The sequence below is a fragment of the Sporolactobacillus mangiferae genome, assembly GCF_023336505.1.
GTDB classification, from domain to species: domain Bacteria; phylum Bacillota; class Bacilli; order Bacillales; family Sporolactobacillaceae; genus Sporolactobacillus; species Sporolactobacillus mangiferae.
On the sequence record NZ_JAMAST010000003.1, the window covers coordinates 92,184 to 110,941 of the forward strand.

Consider the following 18,758-nt stretch of genomic DNA (forward strand, 5'->3'; position numbering starts at 1 on the left):
TTACAGCTAATGTCTGCAACTACCAATCAGGAGGAGGTGAATATACATTGACCGATTATCAATTAAACTACAATCACTGGTCTGATCAGTTGTTGCCTGATTTTTCTCCAAGTGAGGCTGATTCATCTGATCATGGGGCTTCGCAGGTTCTGCACTGGGCGTATCAAACCTATGGAAATCAGGTGGCGTATTCGTGTAGCTTCGGTGTTGAGGGAATTGTACTGATTGATTTGATCAGTAAGATTAAGCACGATGCAACCATCATTTTCCTGGATACGGACTTTCATTTTAAAGAAACGTATGAACTTGTGGATCGCGTGCAGGCACGTTATCCAGAGCTGACGATTATTCGTCAAAGACCCGATTTGACGCCGAATGAACAGGCAGCCAAATATGGAGACCGTTTATGGAAACGCAGACCAGACCTTTGCTGCCAGCTTCGAAAGGTTGAGCCGCTGAATTCATTTTTGAAAAACTATAAAGCTTGGATCTCCGGACTTCGTCGTGAACAGTCCTTAACCCGGCGTCATGTTCAGTACGTGAATCGAGATGAGAAATTCAAGTCGATCAAAATATGTCCTTTAATTCATTGGACATGGCAAGAGATATGGAATTACGTCAGGATTCATGACTTGCCTTACAACCCGCTTCATGATCAGAACTATCCAAGTATTGGCTGTGCTTACTGTACTTTACCGATTAAACCTGGAGAAGATCAGCGTGCAGGCAGATGGCGTCCGTTTGATAAAACAGAATGCGGTTTGCATTTAAAAAAACGACTCGATGAATCTTAAACAGATAAATGGATCATACCCCGTAAACGCTCATTGAAACAATCTATTCGGAATTAAGGTTGACCGATGAAAAAACGGCTCGAGACATATGCAAAGAATGATCAAAGGATGATTTTATTATGTCAGGTTTGCCTCATGGCGGTAAATTAATTAATCGACAATCGTTTGGAAAAAATGTTGACGCGATTCATCTCGAGGTCCCGATTGATCGAATTTCCCTGAGTGACCTAGAATCAATTGCAAATGGAATCTATAGTCCTCTGACCGGGTTCATAGACGAGGACAACTATTATTCCATTATTAAGAACATGCGCTTGAAAAACGGACTGGCATGGACACTGCCGATCACACTTCCCGCATCTGAATCTGTCGCTGCCAGCGTATCTGTAGGCGATCTTGTAAGGCTAACCTACAATAATACAACCTACGGCACATTGAATGTTACAGGCAAATTTCGTCCCGATAAGAAATGGGAGGCTAAGCATGTATATCTGACCACAGATCTGGCGCATCCAGGCGTCAAACGCCTTTTTGATCGCGAAAGTGTCTATCTGTCAGGTCCGATAGAACTGATCAGGCGGTCAGAACGCCCGAACGAGTATGCGGGCGATTTTCTCGATCCTGCAGTGACCAGAGACCTATTTGATCGCAAAGGATGGAGAACCATCGTCGGGTTTCAGACACGAAATCCTATCCACCGTGCACATGAGTATATTCAGAAAACAGCCCTTGAAACAATTGACGGCCTGTTTATCAATCCGCTCGTTGGGGAAACAAAGAAGGATGACGTTCCTGCCGACATACGTATGCGCAGTTACCATGTCCTGATCAATAACTATTATGTAAAGGAACGGACAGCTTTTGCTGTCTTTCCGGTGGCTATGCGCTACGCCGGGCCAAGAGAGGCTGTCTTCCATGCCATCTGCCGAAAGAATTTTGGCTGCACACATTTTATCGTTGGGCGCGATCATGCCGGGGTTAAAGATTATTATGGTACCTATGATGCCCAAAAAATCTTCTCAAATTTCACACGTGAGGAGCTGGATATTCAGACACTTTTTTTCGAAAACAGCTATTATTGTAAAAAATGCGGAGGTATGGCATCTAACAAGACATGTTCGCATCCAGCATCATTCCATGTTGCCTTATCAGGCACAAAAGTTCGGGAGATGCTCCGTTCCGGTATCCGCCCACCGGCTACGTTCAGCAGACCTGAAGTCGCCGATACCCTCATTAAGGGACTGAGCAAAAAGAATAATGAATCCAAAATGATACGGCATTAAAGGGGCACTGCATATGAAAAATCAAACGCATATCTTCTGGCATCAAACAACCGTTACTAAGCCAGACAGGGAAAAACAAAGCAGTCAAAAAGGCGCGGTCATTTGGCTCACCGGACTTTCCGGTTCCGGAAAGTCAACATTGGCCAACTGTGTTGAAGCTGCTCTTTTTGCTGCGGGATACCAGACTTATTTGCTTGACGGTGACAACATCCGCAACGGACTGAATCGTGATCTCAGTTTTTCAGAAGAAGACCGTCGCGAGAACATCAGGCGTATCAGCGAAGTTGCAAAATTATTTGCTGACAGCAATTCGATTGTGCTGACTGCTTTTATTTCTCCTTACCGTGCCGATCGATCCGCAGCCAGAAAAAAGTTCGAGTCGGATGAATTTATCGAAGTTTATGTTAAATGCAGCTTAGCCGTCTGTGAATCCCGTGATCCAAAAGGATTGTACAAAAAGGCACGCTCTGGAATCATACCCTCTTTCACCGGTATTGACTCCCCGTATGAGCCTCCGGAATCACCGGAACTCATCGTCGACACAGAACAACAGGATTTGGAAACCTGTACAAATCAAGTCATTCAGTATCTTAAGGACAAAAACATCATTCGATGAAGTGTCTCAGATAAAATGACACGATTGAAAAAAAATAGCCAAATTCGTTAAAGAGAAAAAGCTTGCAAAGATTCAGTATCTTGGCAGATCTTTTCGCCAATTTTTACCTATTCGTACAATCAGTCTGCCAGGTCCGGTATCGCCTGATTTATCCCATAAAAAAAGCGCCAAACACCAGTGCGCCAGCAATGACAAAGGCCGGGTGAATACGGAAACGCTCCATCAGCACAAAACTGGCTGCTGCAATCAGAATCATCGGCAGCCATCCTGACGATTGAGCGGAAGCCGCGAAAAAATTGCAGGCCATCATCCCGAGCATGACGACAATAATCGGACGAATGAGCAGGGTCAGCCATTTCACCTTAGGCGAAGCCTTAAAACGTTCAAGAAGCCGTAAAAGCGTGATTAAAAGTATGAGTGACGGTGCAACTGTCGCGAGCTGTGCCATGAACGAACCGGCAACACCCGCCACTTCGTAACCAATGTACCCGGCCATCTTGGTTGCAATCGGTCCCGGCAGCGCATTACCAAAAGCGAGAACATTACTAAATTGGGTCACCGTCATCCAGTGATAATGACCGACCACTTCGTTTTCGATCAATGGAATGGACGCCGGACCTCCGCCGTAGCCGAGAATACCCGGGATAAAAAAGGCAAGGAACAATTGCCAGAAGATCATCCGCGCTCACTCGCCTTTTTCTTCGATGGCTTGAGCAGCACAAGCAGCAGGGTCAGCGCAATCAGAATGGCCGGATGAACGTGCAGAACTTCCATCAACACAAAACTCAGGCCAGTCAGAATCAAACTGATTGTCCACCCCAGCCCTTTCCCGGCATTTTTCATAAATTGCCATGTCAATTGTGCCATTAAAACGCCAACGACAGGCAGAACCGCCTGCGTCATCCCGCGTACCCAGCGCTGATCGCCGAAACGTACGAGGACGCCGAGCAGCGCAATCATAAGGATCACCGTTGGGAGAACAACCGCAAGCAATGCCGCAAGCATGCCGGTAAATCCTTTGACCTTCCATCCAACATAGCCTGCAAGCTTTGTGTTAATCGGACCAGGCAATGCATTCGCCAAGGCAACCAGATTGCCGAATTCTTCAATCGTCATCCAGTGATACCTTTTGACGACCTCCGCTTCAATCAGCGGAATACCTGACGGACCTCCGCCGAAACTGACCATGCCCGACCGGAAAAAGGCGATGAATAAGTCCCAATGAATGGCTAAAGATGATCTTTGTAGTGCACGTTGTTTTTCTTGCTGAGTCATGCCATTAAGCTCCTTAATACGAAATGCTGGTGAATGCCAGATCTCACCTGCTTCCGGTGCTTTCCCACCCGGAGGAGCAAGGGTCTCAACCAAGGCACAAACATCGGATCGTGGCATTCTTTTTTATAGCTTTCGAATGCACGGCGCCAATTTTTTGCCACGATTGGCGAGATCGGAAAACCTTTCTCTGCGTAATCAACCGCCGGTTGCAGCACATCGGTCAGCGGCAAGTTACCAAACTTTCGATTGTATTCCGCCCAAGCAGCCGGAGCATTCAGTCCGTGCAGTCTGCCTTTGGTCCAAATGATAGTGCATGCATCGCTGCCGCCTCCATGATCAAAGGTCTATACTTTCATTTTACCCACCTTTGTTCCCTCTGTATATGAAGCACATGTTAATTCTCTATTTTTATGAGGAGGGATGCATCTTTTACCGACTTCGCTGCTTCCTGTGCCCCGTGATTGGAGACCCATGATCATGACCCGTTCTGAACCTTTATCTATAAATCCCGATTTTATAATTTCCCAGATAGAAAAAAAACGGCCCTGTGCAGGAACCGTTTTGCGCATTAGGTATGTGCCCATGATTTAGTTTCCGGAATCTAGTGAGCTGCTGTCGATCTGGGAACCTTTATTTGGATCGCTTTTGGATCCTTTTTCCGATTGACTTGGGCTTTTTGTGCTGCTCTGATCTTTGGTTTTTTCAGATGCCGACGCATTGGTCGGGGCAGCCTTTGCACCGACTGTAACGGCCTTTACGTCTGAAGCGCTTTTATTCATGTAGTTTTCAGGATTGACCGGAAGATTGTTTTTACGAATTTCAAAGTGCAGGTGCACACCCATTGCCTTATTCAGTGCTTCCGTACCTGCTGTTCCAATTTTTTCGCCTTGCGCTACTTCCTGGCCTTTTGCAACATCAATGGATCCGAGACTTTGATACATTGTTTCGACACCGTCTTTATGTTTCAGTGTAACTTTGTATCCGAGCGTATCGTCTTTGGACGCTTCGGTTACTGTACCGCTCATCGCTGCTGTAACTGCAAACGATTTTTCATCATTCGCGCCAATGTTAATACCTGTATTTTGGACGTATGAATTGTTGTAGTTTACGAGAGCGGCTTGCTGATCTTCTTCAGTCCCTTTCACATCATAGAATGGCTGAACTACGGAAGTATCCTTTGCCTCAGCTGGCCATTCAAAGACTTCATCACCGGCATTCTGTGCGTGGGGCGTCGGTTTGTTTTGATTAAAAACTGTCCGATCCTGTGCCTCCTGACCGGCTTTATCCGCACCGTTCATCTGAAAGAGCAGCACGCCGGTAAGTACGAGCGATGCGGCACATAGATAGACTGCGGGATAGAACCAGCGCCGTTTTGCTAGTTTGCGAAGACCGGAAAGTTCTTTTTCCTGCGATTTGTTCTGATCTTTGTTCTCTGACACTTTGTATCACCTCAGCAACATTCTGATCAGAATCGCCAGGATCTATACATGTAAAATACGAAATTATGTCTTTTTTGTTAGAAAATTTATTAAATTAGTGAATGGATTAAAAGATTGGCTCTGTCACAGGGTTGTATTCCCTTTCACTTCAGATTGCCTATCATGAATCAGCCTGGAGCCTGGTTCTTAAATATTTTATAATAGAACTAACAGCTTGTCTCAGCCTACTGGCTGGCATGGACATTCACAAGCTTCTAAATTAAACATAAAAGGCGCCTTTTCCGGCACCTTATGTTTTTCGCTTATTTTTTTGCAACCGTATTTGATTTTTGCGGTTTGACCGTCATTTTACTGATCCGGGTCCCCTGATAAAAATAGGTAAGAATCTGTTCGGCGCTTTTTCCTTCCCGCGCCATTCCCTGAGCACCGTACTGGCTCATGCCGACATCATGTCCGCTGCCAATGCTGTCTGCTGTAATCAGATCTCCTTTTTGTGTCAGCTGAAAGTCTGTTGAACTCAACTTCAGTTTTTCCCGAACCTGCCGCCCGGTAAATAACTTGCCGCCAATTTCAATATGAGCGATATGTCCGGTCGGCGTCCTTTGTACCTTGCTTCCCAGCTTGCCGCTTCGTCTGCTGAGCGTAACACCGAGTGACTGTTCGACGTTGCTGCGGGCCATGATTTTCTTATTTTTATATTTCGGAGACAGTTTATCCCAAGGACTATCGACCGAGCGCAGATAGGGCACTTCATTCTCCCAATAGTCGCCAGCATTTTCAGTTTGTCCATTGCTGGTGGAGAAAAATACCGGTGAAATCAGTTTTCCATTGTAAGTCACGACCTGGTTACGGGTTTCCCTGATCGCCTGCCTGATCTTTTTCATTTTCCAAGAATAGTCTTTCCCCCAGATCTTCTTTAATTCCTCGGGGCTGTGGTACACTTGATTCTGTACCGTATCAGTCACACGTACATTAGAATCGTCAATGATTCGTGCCATGATATATGTACGTGCCGCAATTGCCTGTGCTTTAAGTGCCTCAATCCGAAATTTTGCCGGCATTTCTGAGCCAACGACACCGATTAAATACTCATCAAGATTCACTTGATCGGTCTGTTTCTGTGCGGATCGATATACTGAAATGCTGATTTGATTTTTCTGTGCCGCGTTTTGAGTTCTGCTGTTTTGCTGCTGCAGTTCTCCTGCTGCACGATGTGTATAGGGCAGCACAACAACTGCAGGAACAACAATGATGACAAGTGCGAAGAGGACCAGGAGTATGGCGGCTTTCTTCATAAAGTTATTGCCTCCAGGAGATTGTGATAATATAAAATTATGTGCACTCCTTAGTAATTAGAACATGCTTCTATGTATTTTTTTAGATGGCTGGCATATTCTCTCTTTATATAGACTGAAAATTCCGCTTATTATATTAAAAAATAAAATGCACCCTGGATAATAAATATTCGGGTGCAGATCATCAATATACTGATTTTAATGATATTCCATCATGCAAATTTTGGATTAATGCCAAGAGAACTGCCCAGTTCCTCAGATACAGCAACCGGCTGTTCGGCTTCACTAATGTTCACACGCTCGATATCAGCACCGAGTGCACGTAATTTCCCGGCCAGATCAACATATCCACGGTCAATGTGATGCAGGCGGCTGATTCGTGTATACCCTTTTGCCACAAGTCCCGCGATCACAAGCGCTGCTCCTGCACGGAGATCGGTAGCAGTCACTTCCGCCCCCTGAAGATCGCAGGAACCGTCGATAATTGCCGAACGTCCGTCAATTTTAATCGTTGCATTCATTCTTCTGAATTCTTCAACATGCATGAATCGATTTTCGAAAACAGTTTCCGTAATCACTGATGTGCCTTGCGCCTTCAGCAGAAGTGCCATCATTTGCGCCTGAAGATCAGTTGGAAAGCCGGGGTGCGGCATGGTTTTGACGTCAACCGCCTGAAAATGGTCATTGCTGATGACACGCACACCAACGGATTCCTCTTCAACCGTGATGCCCATTTCACGCATCTTGGCGATCAGTGGGCGCAGATCTTCAATATCTGCATCTTCAATGAGCACGTTACCACCGGTAATTGCAGCCGCAATCATGTAAGTGCCCGCCTCAATCCGATCGGGAAGGATCGTGTGCTCCGCGCCGTGCATTTTTTCTACACCTTCGATAATTATTCTTCCCGAACCGGCGCCGCTGATCTTTGCACCCATCGCATTGAGGTATTGCGCCAGATTCACAATTTCCGGTTCGCGTGCCGCATTTTCAAGAACAGTCTCTCCTTCGGCAAGCGAAGCTGCCATTATAATGTTTTCCGTTGCACCGACACTTGGAAAATCCAGATAAATAACGGTTCCTTTCAACCTGCCGTCAACTTTTGCTTCGATCGATCCGTTGCCAATGGTCACTTTGGCTCCCATCGCTTCAAAACCCTTCAGATGCTGATCGATAGGCCGGGATCCAATCGCACATCCGCCGGGCAGTGCAATCTTGGCATGACCAACTCTTGCGAGAAGCGGACCCATGACAAGAAAAGAAGCCCGCATTTTCCGGACATATTCAAACGGCGCCTCTGTAAACAGTTCCGCCATTGCATTCACCATGATGGTTTTTTTGCTGTAATTCACCGATGTATTTAAATAACGCAAAACTTCATTTATCGTGTATACATCTGCGAGTTCCGGTACATTATATATTTTGCTCGTGCCCTCAGAAGCAAGCATTGATGCGGCAATAACAGGAAGAACAGCGTTCTTTGCACCTTCAATTTTCACAGAGCCCGAAAGCCGTTTCCCTCCATGAACGATAATTTTTTCCAAACTTTTCCCCTCCGCGTCCAATTATCTCTTCGCTCGATCCGGAACATTCTTCCGTGCCGCGTATTTTTCTGGATCAAATCAAAACGGCGTCACAGGAATTCGCTCCCGCTTAGTATTCCACCGTAATGATCGGTGAGCCAAGGACAATAATGGTCCGGTCTCCATCATTTCTCAAGGCTGCCTGAATGTTCATTTTTTTATTTTTTGTATAAATAGCGTTGTTCCATGCCTTAGTATATGCGGAAATTGATACAAAGGTTTTTTCTTGCAGTCGTTCAACAGGAGCGGCTGAAAAAAGGTCAAGATATCGCTTTCCTTCTTCAATCAGGGCAAGATTCATTTTAGCACTGCGATCCGCTTTTACACAAGTGTAGATATGCTCTTGTCCGTGAAAAATTTTTGGAATTTCTTCACGAATCTGCCGTTTGTTATTCGTCCATTCGGCCTGCTTAAATCGTTCACCATTTACATGGTACAGTGTGACGGTCCGATAACGAGTTCCGATTGGATAGCCCATTACGCGTACAACCATTTCAGCATGGCTTCCGGGCAGTTTTCTTGTACCTTCCCAGCCAATCGTTCCATCGTGTGCCTGCAGTCTGTGCCATGCATAATCAGGCAACTCCCGCAGTTTATTCTTCACTTCACGATTAAACGCAGCATGCGTAATGCCTGCTGATCTTCCAGTCTCGCGAATGTAGACCGACCACTCTGTAACCTTTGCATGACTTGCTTCCAGCACATGAGCGAATTGCGCAACGCGTTCAAGATCGCCAGTCTCATTTTGGCGATTTCGCTCTGCCGATACCCAATTCTGATTCGTTACTGGAAACATTTGCATCCCCAGAAAGATAAGGAAAATAAACAATAATTTCCGTTTCATTGCGTCCGCCCCTCTCATGCCATCAGTATTGCCTGAAGCATGAGCAGGTCATACGCAGAATTTTTCGTCAAAATCAGACTTCAATTATCGGCTTATTCGTACATTTGCGGCAGCATCAGAGACCAGATTGCATAATCAAGAAAAAACTTTGCAACCGGATAACTGACAGCAATGGCCAGCAGAACACAGAAAACTCTTGCCTGCAGGCTTTTCGGGTGTCGAAACATGACTTTAAGATTTACACTCTGCATCGCCCACCAGGTTAGAGCCAGAAAAGTCAGGTGAACAAAAATGCTGACCAATGCCTGAATACCAGAATTAACCATCAACGAATGCCACCGCCTGTATTTATCGTTATTTGTATCATTTATTAAATGAAACAGACTTGTGCCGATTATGTAATGCCTAGTCCTTATCATTCAGACAATACAAAGTATTTCGCGGCACCAAGAGAAATTATGTATTCATCTCCTTATTTGTCATTTAAACGTAATGTATTTTTAATGAATTGATAATGTTTTTGCCTGTGAACATTTTAACGCGTTTGAGCAAAAATAACCACACTTATTTTACAATGGACGCGGTTTTAGTATACTCGGTAATTCTGTACCATTTATAAACGGTTGAGCAGGTTCAAGTGTGCGCAATAAAAAAGCACAACGTGGCAGCAGGAAACGAAAAGCAAAGCCAATGGAAACATGTGCGTATACTAAAAAAAACGCTTAATATAAATTAAAGCCCCCCCTGAAAATCATGGGGAGGCTTTATGAAATGTCGTTTATGCTTCCGGGACTGTGTCATTCAGTGCAGCAGTGGACAGTCTAAGTTCGGAGCGCTTCAGCTTTTTCAATGCTTCTGCATAACCCTCAGAAGTTTCATGCAGCGTGTCAAGCTGTTTCTCGGCTTCGGCTTTTGCTTTTTTTGCGCGTTCCACATCAATATCGGCCTTACGTTCGGCTGCTTCCGAAAGGATTGTAATTTTTTCACGGCTTACCTGAATAAAACCGCCATGAACGGCAACATAATCGACCTGTTTCTCGTCTTCATGCTTCAACCGGACCAGCGCGATTTCGAGAGGGGCAACAATCGGCAGATGGTGCGGCAAAATACCTAATTCACCGTTTTTAGACCGCACACATACCATATGGACGTCTCCCTCGTACACTTTGCCGGCAGGTGTGACAATATCCGTATGCACCGTACTCATCAGACAGCCTCCTTCATTAGGTCTGGGTGGTCGCACTTGCGACGCTTATTAAACCAGCTGCTTCGCTCTTTCCAGAACATCTTCAATAGTACCGGTGTTGCGGAATGCTTCTTCCGGAACATCGTCATATTTTCCGTCAAGAATGCCCTTGAATCCTTTGATCGTCTCCTCGACAGTTACATAAGAGCCGGGAACACCTGTAAATTGTTCTGCAACGTGGAAGTTCTGACCCAGGAAGAACTGAATACGACGTGCACGGCTAACGGTCAGTTTATCTTCATCGGACAGTTCATCCATACCGAGAATCGCAATGATATCCTGCAGTTCGCGATATTTCTGAAGCGTCATTTGCACACGTTCAGCTACTTCATAATGTTCTTCACCGACAATATCCGGCGACAAAGCGCGCGAAGTGGATGCCAGCGGATCAACGGCCGGATAAATACCAATCTGGGTGAGTGACCGCTCAAGGTTCGTCGTTGCATCCAAGTGTGAGAAAGTTGTTGCCGGCGCTGGATCGGTATAGTCATCGGCAGGCACATAAACAGCCTGGATTGAAGTTACCGAGCCTTTTTTTGTCGATGTAATTCTCTCCTGCAGGCGACCCATTTCGGTTGCCAGTGTCGGCTGGTAACCAACGGCTGAAGGCAAACGGCCAAGCAGCGCGGATACTTCGGAACCGGCCTGTGTGAAACGGAAGATGTTATCAATGAAGAGCAGTACGTCCTGACCCTCAACATCACGGAAATATTCCGCCATGGTCAGACCGGACAGTGCCACACGCATACGCGCACCCGGTGGCTCATTCATCTGGCCGAATACCATCGCCGTCTTTTTTATAACTCCGGAATCCGTCATTTCAAAATACAAGTCGTTTCCTTCACGTGTACGTTCACCGACACCTGCAAAAACGGACACACCACCGTGTTCTTCAGCAATATTGTGAATCAGTTCCTGAATCAGAACGGTTTTGCCGACACCGGCGCCACCAAACAGACCGATCTTGCCGCCTTTAATGTAGGGAGTCAGCAGGTCAATGACCTTGATCCCTGTTTCCAGAACTTCCGTCTTCGTTGACAGTTCCGCAAATTTCGGCGGATCTCTGTGTATTGCATTTCTTTCAACATCCGGAGCAACCGGCTTGCCGTCAATGGCCTGACCGAGTACATTAAACACACGGCCGAGCGTTGCATCGCCGACAGGCACCGAAATCGGTGCCCCGGTATCTTCTACTTCCATGCCACGGACAAGTCCGTCGGTTGAGTCCATGGCAATCGTGCGCACGGAATCATCGCCGAGGTGCAGTGCGACCTCAAGCGTCAGATGAATGTCCGTTTCATTGGAGGACTGCGCTTTATAGTTAATTGTCAGAGCGTTGTATATTTCAGGCAAATGGCCGCGTTCAAATTTCACATCGACGACAGCCCCCATGACCTGAGTAACATACCCTTTGTTCATGGAACTACCTCCTTCTTAAGCTGTTTCTAACAATCGATTATTCGAGAGCGGCTGCGCCGCCGACAATTTCAGTAATTTCCTGAGTAATTGCGGCCTGACGCGCACGGTTATAGGACAGAGACAAATGATCGATAATTTCGCTCGCATTATCCGAAGCGCTTCTCATCGCTGTCATGCGCGCGGCCTGTTCCGCTGCCTTCGCATCCAGCAGAGCACCATAAATCTGTCCTTCCGCATAGAGCGGCAGAAGAGTTTCAAGCACCTCATCTTCATCTGGCTCATATACATATTCGACTTTCGCCGCAGGCTTGTTTTCCAAATCGGTCAATGGCAGCAGCTGTTTGTCCACCAGTGTCTGCGAAATTGCATTGACGAAGTGGTTATAGATCAGATGCAGTTCATCAATCTTCTTATTATCAAACAAGCTGATCACCTTTTTAGAAAAATCAAGCACATCATCAAAAGTGAGTGCATCCGGAATATCGGTTTTGCTCAATTCCACCGGATAGCCGCGCTTTTCAAAGAAACTCAGCCCCACTTTACCGGTCACGATCACCACATATTCGTCTTCAGACGCATGTTTTTCCTTGATCAGATTCTGCGTGTATTTCAGTACCGTGCTGTCATAAGCACCTGCAAGACCGCGGTTTTCCGTGATCACCAAATATGCAGTTTTCTTAACCGGCCGGCTGGCAAGCATCGGATGCTTGCTGCTCACGTCCTTAGTTATGGTACTTGCAATACTTGCGACAACCTCACGCAGCTGATCGGCATATGCGGAATAATCATGTGCGGTCGCCTGAGCACGATTCAGTTTTGCTGCCGCAACCATCTGCATTGCCTTGGTAATTTTACGCATCTGTTTGGTTGAGGCGATTTTTTCCTTTATATCACGCATTGAAGGCATGTTCGTTCACCACCCTTGAAAACCCGTCTAATCTTAATTATGCCCAGGCACAACCAGTCAGAATCAGGCCAATCTTCACTAGAAATTTTGCCGACTGACAAGACTTGGTGCAGACAGAGACTTAACTGCACTTACACTAAAACGCCTCTAATGTTTTTGTTATCTGAACCTGGCTTCATCAAGCTCTTCGAAAAAAGCGAAAGCGCACTTATACTCTAATTTAAAAATTATATTTGGATAAACAGTTGAATCAAATGCGTCTTTCATGTTCTTTTTTCATTTTTCAGGCTTACTCTGCCTGAGAAGGAGCAAATGTCTTTTTAAATGCAGTAATAGCATCGCCAAGTTCTTTGTCATCCGGAAGCTGCTTCGTCTTGCGGATTTTATCCAGAATGCCGTTTTCATCCTGTTCCAGATAAGCAAGCAATTCTTTTTCAAAACGTTTGACGTCATTCAAAGCTACATCGTCAACATAGCCCTTCGTCAGAGCGTACAAAATGGCGACCTGCTTCTCAACCGGATACGGCTTGTGGAGATCCTGTTTCAGAATCTCAACGGTACGCTGACCGCGATCAAGCTTCGCCTTCGTTGCTTTATCCAAATCGGAGCCGAATTGTGCAAAGGCTTCAAGTTCGCGATAGGAAGCCAAATCAAGTTTCAGCGTCCCGGCAACTTTTTTCATTGCCTTAATCTGAGCTGAACCCCCGACACGGGATACCGATGTACCGGCATCGACAGCCGGACGGATACCTGAGTAGAACAGATTCGATTCAAGGAAAATCTGGCCGTCAGTAATGGAAATAACGTTTGTTGGAATGTAGGCTGAAATATCCCCGGCCTGCGTTTCAATGATCGGCAGTGCGGTAATCGAACCGCCGCCTAATTCGTCACTCAGCTTTGCTGCGCGCTCGAGCAATCTCGAATGCAGGTAGAAAACGTCGCCCGGGAATGCTTCACGGCCCGGTGGACGGCGAAGCAGCAAGGAAAGTTCACGATATGCAGCTGCCTGCTTGGACAGATCGTCATAGATGATCAGCACATGCTTGCCGTTATACATAAACTCTTCGCCCATGGCGACACCGGCATACGGTGCAAGATAGAGCAACGGTGCCGGCTCTGAGGCCCCGGCTGAAACAACAATGGTCTTATCCATGCAACCGTATTCTTTCAACGTGTTAACAACACCGGCAACCGTAGATTCTTTCTGACCGATGGCAACGTAGATACTGATAACATCCTGATCCTTCTGGTTGATAATGGTATCGATTGCGATCGCCGTTTTACCGGTTTGACGGTCGCCAATGATCAGCTCACGCTGACCGCGACCAATCGGAATCATCGCATCAATCGCTTTAATACCGGTCTGCATCGGTTCGAATACCGATTTACGCTCCATAACACCTGGCGCTTTCTTTTCAACCGGACGCGACTTATCGGTTTTGATCGGTCCTTTTCCATCAATTGGCTGACCGAGCGGATTAACAACACGGCCAAGCAATGCTTCTCCGACTGGCACTTGCATAATGCGCCCTGTTCGTTTTACTGAATCGCCTTCGTGAATATCTGTGAAAGGGCCGAGAATGACGATACCGACGTTGTCCTCTTCAAGGTTCTGAGCCATACCGAGGATGCCGCCTGAAAATTCGACAAGCTCGCCCGACATAACACTATCAAGGCCGTGGACGCGGGCGATTCCATCGCCGACAGTGATGACAGTGCCGACTTCGCTCACTTCAACGGTGGATTGATAATTTTCAATCTGCTGTTTGATCAATGAGCTGATTTCTTCCGCTTTAATGCTCACGATTTTTCACCCCTGTCTCCCTACTTTAATCTCCTGTTTGAAGCCTGCCAGCTTCCCGGCAATCGATCCATCATACAGACGGTCGCCGATACGAAGCTGAATGCCTCCAATGATTGCTTTGTCAACATAAGCATGGATGCTCAACTTCTTGCCCAGTGCCGTGCCCAAACGATCCGCGAGCTCTTGCTGCTCCTGATCGTCCAGTGCAACAGCCGTTGTTATTGTGGCATCGAGTATGCCGCGTTTTTCGTTCGCCATACGTGTATAGGCTTCAAGCACATCTTCAATGATGGCTTCACGTTTGCGGTCGATGAGCAATCTCAGCAGATTAAGGACTTCAACACCTGCCTGATTTTCAAACAGCTTGTTCACAAGTTCTTTTTTATTGTTACTGCTCACTTGAGGATGCATCAGAACGCGGCGGAGATCCTTGTGTTCATAAAGGCTTTCAGCTACGATACGAAGCTGAGACTCAATCACATCAACCGCATCACGTTCTTCTGCAACCTCGAAAAGTGCCTGAGCATAACGGTTCGCTACAATTTCGCTCATCGCTGATTCCCCACTTGCTCTATTAACTGATTAATTTCCTGAGCGTAATCTTTAGGATTGATTTCCTTCTCAAGCACCTTAGACGCAAGCAAAACCGACAGATCAGCGACTTCATCGCGGATCGCAGCAATTGCCTTTTCTTTTTCAAGGGTAATCTCTTCATTTGCATCTTTAATCATCAGATCCGACCGATTTTTCGCTGCTTCGACAATTGCTTTTGCCTCTGCATTTGCGCGGCTCTTCGCCTGCTCAATCAGATCATGCGATTCGCGGCGAACCTTGTCGAGCTCTGTTTTCTGCTCTTCAAGAAATTTTTGCGAATCTTCGCGGCTTTTCTCCGCTTCAGATATCTGGTTATTAATATACTTTTTGCGCTTGTCCATAATTGCAACGACCGGACCGACCGCTTTCCAGGCTACAAGCGCCATCAATATCAGAAAGATCACTAATTGTGCAATGATCGTTCCCAGATCAAATGACATCGCATCTGCACTCCCTTCGCTCATTTTTTATTGCCACGATTCGCTCATGTCATTCGAAAGTGCAGCAATTAGAAAACTTGACTTTGCCAAGCCCCTGGCGAAGGCAAAGACCTAGTTGCACTTATACTATTTTCCTTAAAATTTATATACTTACTCATAGTATAAGAAAACACGGTGAGACCATGCCTCTTGGCATTACCCGTAGATAGTATGGTATATCCTTCTATTATTCCCGATTTGTACAAGAAAATGGGGGCAATAATCCCCCAGCTGCTTCCTCATCAGACAATGCCAAAGAGAACAAGAATCCCGAAGGCAATAGAGATGATCGGCAAAGCTTCAATCAGACCGAAAAGAATCATTGTCTGGCCAAATAAAGTACCTCTTGCTTCCGGTTGACGTGCGATACCTTCCATATAACGTGCAAACAAAATACTGTCGCCAATACCTGCTGCGAGAGCTCCAAGCCCAATCATGATTGCACCAGCAAGAATAGTAGTCATAAAAATATTCCTCCTAAGAATGTTTATGGTTTGTTTCATGCGAAAAGCATAGATTGAATCAATAAATCAGTCTGCGGACACCTTCTGTCCGATGTAAACCATAGCCAGCACGGTAAAGATGTAGGCCTGAATACAACCTACGAATATTGAGAAACCCATCCAAACTAAAAGCGGCGCTGCAGTCAGGTATAATGTACCTTCACGCAGAATCAAGATCAGCACCTCGCCAGCAAAAATATTTGCCCAAAGACGAGCCGCATGCGTGACCGGCTTGGCCAATTCATCAATGATGTTGAATGGAAGCATCCACCAGTATGGTTTAAAATAATCTTTTGCATAAGCAAGCGGATGTTTCACTGCGCCGGCAAAATGCGAATAAAGCATGACAGCGCCGGCCATTGCAAAGGTCACATTAAGATCCGAAGTCGGCGACTTGAACCAACTGACCGAGTGGTTTGCCGCTTCCAGTGCAGAAGCAGTCAGCCCCAGTGACGGAATCGGCCCAGTCACTTCTGTCGTAACAATGACAATGACTCCGAGCAGGTTGGCAATCATAATAAAAAGAAAGGTAGTCATTGCAAAACTAATGTATTTCAATGATTCTTTCTTTTCCATCATAATTCCGGTAATGCCGCTGATAAAATCGATAATATACTCCAGCATATTCTGTCTGCCGGTAGGCCTGATGCTCAGACGCCGCGCCAGAAGTGTCACAAGTATATACACAATCACAGCTGTAACAAGGCTTCCGATAATGACTGTAAGATCAAATGTCAGCCCCATAAATTTCACTTTCGGAGTCAGATCCATGATTTTCCCCCCTTTAGCCGAGAAAGTCGCATTACTGCGTTTTTACATAAAAAACTTATCATTACCGCCTGTGGGCAACGAGGCACCAGAAGCACAAAAACCAGTATGGATCATTAAGTTGCATACACTCAATGCATCGAACAGGACCTTCTGAACAAAGACGGTTCTATGTAAAATTCGATTACTGACCGTTGCCCTTCTGAACCCGGCATTCTGCCATCTTCAGGCAAAGCAAATGAAATATATATTAAACTGATTCATCCACCAGGAGGAAAGCCGCTGGCCAGCGATCTCACCGGTTTCAAAAATCAGATTAATCCAAGAGTCGTCATGCAGGCGATCATGGCACAAGCGCATGAAGCCTACTATTGATCGTCTTCTTTTATCAAGGACTTCAATGTGTAGAAACAGCTAATTATCCCAAACAAAAAACCGGCAACCGCACAGATCGGCAGCCACAAATGCTTGGTCTGAAATCGACCATCCAAGTAGCTGCCGCCAAGTGCGCCAATGATAATGAAAGAAAATATTTCAAAGCCCATCGCACTGACTGTTGCGGCAATTTGCATTGTGCTGGGCGTTTTTTTCTGTTTCATCGAAAGCCCCCTCGAAAAAGACAGTCGCCATACCACAACTTTTGCACTTGGGCATATTTGTGCACTGAAGAGTCCACTGTTTAACCATTCGAAACGTTGCATTAAGAAATGGACTTCGACACAAATCGTTCATAAAGCCGCATTTTCTCGCTGCAGAAAAAGTGTGGTCCTATTCAGCGTCAAGAGCATGTTCACAAAACAGACACTTCTTTTTCATTTTATCGAAAGCGCTATCTTAATGCAATCCTTGCGTTAAAAAATGAAAAATAAATTTCGCAAGGAATTGTCTCTTATGGATTGAGAAAACGGAACATCACGTGCTTTCTCTGTAACTTTTGCCGTTAAAACCAGGGCGCTGATTCTTTTAATTCAATTTTCACCTGTTCACTGAATTCAAGTGTGAAAATGAGTGTACATCCTTCATTACTTTTTTCGAATGAATCAAACTCAGCATCATTACCCTTTAACGTAGCTTATAATTAGAATTCTAATCATATTTATCCATAACAACGCAATATAATTGTGACAAATCGCCAACAATGAAAAGTTTTCTTACATGAACAGGAAAGTTGAGAAATGGATTTTCACCACAACCAGACAACCTGATTTATTACTTTGTTCCGAACAGGCGGTCACCAGCATCGCCAAGTCCAGGCACTATATAGCCATGCTCGTTTAACTTTTCATCAAGTGCTGCCAGATAAATATCTACATCCGGATGTTCCTTCTGCACTTCTTTAACTCCTTCCGGAGCGCCAATCAGACACATCAGTTTGATATTGACACCGCCGCGCTGTTTTAAAGACGTAATCGCAGCCGAAGCAGATCCCCCGGTTGCCAGCATCGGATCCACAATAATCAGGTCGCGCTCCGAAATATCCGCGGGCAGCTTAACATAATACTCAACCGGTTTAAGTGTTTCCGGATCGCGATAAAGTCCGACATGCCCTACCTTCGCGGCCGGAATCAGCTTCAGAACGCCATTTACCATGCCCAGGCCCGCTCTGAGAATTGGGATAATGCCTAATTTCTTACCCGCTATCTCATAAGCCTTCGCTTTTGCTACCGGTGTCTCTACCTCCACTTCTTTTAAAGCAAGATCACGTGTAATTTCAAACGCCATCAGCGTTGCAACTTCATCAACCAATTCACGAAATGCCTTTGTTCCAGTTCTGAAATCGCGAATCATCGTTAATTTATGCTGAATCAGTGGATGATTTAATACAATCAGTTTACCCATTCTGTGCCTCCATCGTTCTTTTGCCGCTTCAGGCAAGCTCATCTTTCTCACACGAAAAGGGAGAAGCAAG

At 45.8% G+C, this 18,758-nt stretch carries 21 protein-coding genes; 3 read left to right on the forward strand and 18 right to left on the reverse strand.

What is annotated here, in order from left to right:
• Window positions 1-47 precede the first annotated feature (47 nt).
• From M3N64_RS04740 to cysC, 3 genes are all read left to right on the forward strand, one after another.
• The gene (locus M3N64_RS04740; protein ID WP_438270998.1) at window positions 48-794 is read left to right on the forward strand and encodes a phosphoadenylyl-sulfate reductase; all 747 of its coding nucleotides are present in this window, start codon (window positions 48-50) and stop codon (window positions 792-794) included.
• Between the two features lie 119 nt (window positions 795-913).
• The gene (gene sat, locus M3N64_RS04745) at window positions 914-2,077 is read left to right on the forward strand and encodes a sulfate adenylyltransferase (RefSeq protein ID WP_249098863.1); all 1,164 of its coding nucleotides are present in this window, start codon (window positions 914-916) and stop codon (window positions 2,075-2,077) included.
• A gap of 13 nt (window positions 2,078-2,090) precedes the next feature.
• Window positions 2,091-2,693 (forward strand): adenylyl-sulfate kinase, encoded by a 603-nt coding sequence (gene cysC / locus M3N64_RS04750; protein WP_249098868.1) that lies wholly within the window; start codon window positions 2,091-2,093, stop codon window positions 2,691-2,693.
• A gap of 148 nt (window positions 2,694-2,841) precedes the next feature.
• On the opposite strand, the gene M3N64_RS04755 is transcribed toward cysC, so the two are convergent.
• The 18 genes from M3N64_RS04755 to upp form a co-directional block, all read right to left on the reverse strand.
• The gene (locus M3N64_RS04755; protein ID WP_249098871.1) at window positions 2,842-3,372 is read right to left on the reverse strand and encodes a chromate transporter; all 531 of its coding nucleotides are present in this window, start codon (window positions 3,370-3,372) and stop codon (window positions 2,842-2,844) included.
• Entirely contained in the window at window positions 3,369-3,968 is a 600-nt protein-coding gene (locus M3N64_RS04760; protein ID WP_249098874.1) for a chromate transporter, read from the reverse strand. Before M3N64_RS04760 ends, M3N64_RS04755 begins: the two co-directional genes overlap by 4 nt.
• A complete protein-coding gene (locus M3N64_RS04765; RefSeq protein ID WP_249099423.1) occupies window positions 3,965-4,183 on the reverse strand; it encodes a gamma-glutamyltransferase in 219 nt (72 codons plus the stop codon). Before M3N64_RS04765 ends, M3N64_RS04760 begins: the two co-directional genes overlap by 4 nt.
• A 372-nt stretch (window positions 4,184-4,555) precedes the next feature.
• Complete coding sequence (locus M3N64_RS04770) at window positions 4,556-5,407, reverse strand: peptidoglycan DD-metalloendopeptidase family protein (RefSeq protein ID WP_249098877.1); 852 nt, start codon at window positions 5,405-5,407, stop codon at window positions 4,556-4,558.
• A gap of 302 nt (window positions 5,408-5,709) precedes the next feature.
• Complete coding sequence (spoIID, locus tag M3N64_RS04775) at window positions 5,710-6,702, reverse strand: stage II sporulation protein D (protein WP_249098880.1); 993 nt, start codon at window positions 6,700-6,702, stop codon at window positions 5,710-5,712.
• A 212-nt stretch (window positions 6,703-6,914) separates the two neighbouring features.
• Window positions 6,915-8,246, reverse strand: coding sequence for a UDP-N-acetylglucosamine 1-carboxyvinyltransferase (gene murA, locus M3N64_RS04780; RefSeq protein WP_249098884.1), 1,332 nt, complete (start codon window positions 8,244-8,246; stop codon window positions 6,915-6,917).
• A 109-nt stretch (window positions 8,247-8,355) separates the two neighbouring features.
• The gene (locus tag M3N64_RS04785; protein ID WP_249098889.1) at window positions 8,356-9,129 is read right to left on the reverse strand and encodes a YwmB family TATA-box binding protein; all 774 of its coding nucleotides are present in this window, start codon (window positions 9,127-9,129) and stop codon (window positions 8,356-8,358) included.
• Window positions 9,130-9,221: 92 nt separating this feature from the next.
• Complete coding sequence (locus M3N64_RS04790) at window positions 9,222-9,455, reverse strand: DUF1146 family protein (protein WP_249099426.1); 234 nt, start codon at window positions 9,453-9,455, stop codon at window positions 9,222-9,224.
• 452 nt (window positions 9,456-9,907) lie between these two features.
• On the reverse strand, window positions 9,908-10,336 hold the full coding sequence (locus M3N64_RS04795) for a F0F1 ATP synthase subunit epsilon (RefSeq protein WP_249098892.1): 429 nt from the start codon (window positions 10,334-10,336) through the stop codon (window positions 9,908-9,910).
• 48 nt (window positions 10,337-10,384) lie between these two features.
• Window positions 10,385-11,794 (reverse strand): F0F1 ATP synthase subunit beta, encoded by a 1,410-nt coding sequence (gene atpD, locus M3N64_RS04800; protein ID WP_249098895.1) that lies wholly within the window; start codon window positions 11,792-11,794, stop codon window positions 10,385-10,387.
• 37 nt (window positions 11,795-11,831) lie between these two features.
• Window positions 11,832-12,701 carry an ATP synthase F1 subunit gamma gene (gene atpG / locus M3N64_RS04805; RefSeq protein WP_249098899.1) on the reverse strand — a complete coding sequence of 290 codons (870 nt, stop codon included), beginning with the start codon at window positions 12,699-12,701 and terminating at the stop codon, window positions 11,832-11,834.
• A 289-nt stretch (window positions 12,702-12,990) separates the two neighbouring features.
• Window positions 12,991-14,505, reverse strand: coding sequence for a F0F1 ATP synthase subunit alpha (gene atpA, locus M3N64_RS04810; RefSeq protein WP_249098902.1), 1,515 nt, complete (start codon window positions 14,503-14,505; stop codon window positions 12,991-12,993).
• Window positions 14,506-14,511: 6 nt separating this feature from the next.
• Window positions 14,512-15,057: a F0F1 ATP synthase subunit delta gene (locus M3N64_RS04815; protein WP_249098905.1), complete on the reverse strand. Its 546-nt coding sequence runs from the start codon at window positions 15,055-15,057 to the stop codon at window positions 14,512-14,514.
• A complete protein-coding gene (gene atpF / locus M3N64_RS04820; RefSeq protein ID WP_249098907.1) occupies window positions 15,054-15,539 on the reverse strand; it encodes a F0F1 ATP synthase subunit B in 486 nt (161 codons plus the stop codon). The genes M3N64_RS04815 and atpF overlap by 4 nt, the downstream gene beginning before the upstream one ends.
• Before the next feature lie 281 nt (window positions 15,540-15,820).
• The gene (gene atpE / locus M3N64_RS04825) at window positions 15,821-16,042 is read right to left on the reverse strand and encodes a F0F1 ATP synthase subunit C (RefSeq protein WP_249098910.1); all 222 of its coding nucleotides are present in this window, start codon (window positions 16,040-16,042) and stop codon (window positions 15,821-15,823) included.
• Window positions 16,043-16,108: 66 nt separating this feature from the next.
• On the reverse strand, window positions 16,109-16,852 hold the full coding sequence (gene atpB / locus M3N64_RS04830) for a F0F1 ATP synthase subunit A (protein ID WP_249098914.1): 744 nt from the start codon (window positions 16,850-16,852) through the stop codon (window positions 16,109-16,111).
• Between the two features lie 365 nt (window positions 16,853-17,217).
• Entirely contained in the window at window positions 17,218-17,448 is a 231-nt protein-coding gene (locus M3N64_RS04835; protein ID WP_249098916.1) for an AtpZ/AtpI family protein, read from the reverse strand.
• A 610-nt stretch (window positions 17,449-18,058) separates the two neighbouring features.
• Entirely contained in the window at window positions 18,059-18,688 is a 630-nt protein-coding gene (gene upp / locus M3N64_RS04840; protein ID WP_249098920.1) for a uracil phosphoribosyltransferase, read from the reverse strand.
• Window positions 18,689-18,758 lie beyond the last annotated feature (70 nt).

Excerpts from the sequence above, each read along its gene's own strand:
- sat (WP_249098863.1), top strand. The coding sequence starts at position 914 with ATGTCAGGTTTGCCTCATGGCGGTAAATTAATTAATCGACAATCGTTT.
- cysC (WP_249098868.1), top strand. The coding sequence starts at position 2,091 with ATGAAAAATCAAACGCATATCTTCTGGCATCAAACAACCGTTACTAAG.
- M3N64_RS04755 (WP_249098871.1), bottom strand. The coding sequence starts at position 3,372 with ATGATCTTCTGGCAATTGTTCCTTGCCTTTTTTATCCCGGGTATTCTC.
- M3N64_RS04760 (WP_249098874.1), bottom strand. The coding sequence starts at position 3,968 with ATGACTCAGCAAGAAAAACAACGTGCACTACAAAGATCATCTTTAGCC.
- spoIID (WP_249098880.1), bottom strand. The coding sequence starts at position 6,702 with ATGAAGAAAGCCGCCATACTCCTGGTCCTCTTCGCACTTGTCATCATT.
- M3N64_RS04785 (WP_249098889.1), bottom strand. The coding sequence starts at position 9,129 with ATGAAACGGAAATTATTGTTTATTTTCCTTATCTTTCTGGGGATGCAA.
- M3N64_RS04790 (WP_249099426.1), bottom strand. The coding sequence starts at position 9,455 with ATGGTTAATTCTGGTATTCAGGCATTGGTCAGCATTTTTGTTCACCTG.
- M3N64_RS04795 (WP_249098892.1), bottom strand. The coding sequence starts at position 10,336 with ATGAGTACGGTGCATACGGATATTGTCACACCTGCCGGCAAAGTGTAC.
- atpD (WP_249098895.1), bottom strand. The coding sequence starts at position 11,794 with ATGAACAAAGGGTATGTTACTCAGGTCATGGGGGCTGTCGTCGATGTG.
- atpG (WP_249098899.1), bottom strand. The coding sequence starts at position 12,701 with ATGCCTTCAATGCGTGATATAAAGGAAAAAATCGCCTCAACCAAACAG.
- M3N64_RS04815 (WP_249098905.1), bottom strand. The coding sequence starts at position 15,057 with ATGAGCGAAATTGTAGCGAACCGTTATGCTCAGGCACTTTTCGAGGTT.
- atpF (WP_249098907.1), bottom strand. The coding sequence starts at position 15,539 with ATGTCATTTGATCTGGGAACGATCATTGCACAATTAGTGATCTTTCTG.
- atpE (WP_249098910.1), bottom strand. The coding sequence starts at position 16,042 with ATGACTACTATTCTTGCTGGTGCAATCATGATTGGGCTTGGAGCTCTC.
- atpB (WP_249098914.1), bottom strand. The coding sequence starts at position 16,852 with ATGGATCTGACTCCGAAAGTGAAATTTATGGGGCTGACATTTGATCTT.
- M3N64_RS04835 (WP_249098916.1), bottom strand. The coding sequence starts at position 17,448 with ATGAAACAGAAAAAAACGCCCAGCACAATGCAAATTGCCGCAACAGTC.
- upp (WP_249098920.1), bottom strand. The coding sequence starts at position 18,688 with ATGGGTAAACTGATTGTATTAAATCATCCACTGATTCAGCATAAATTA.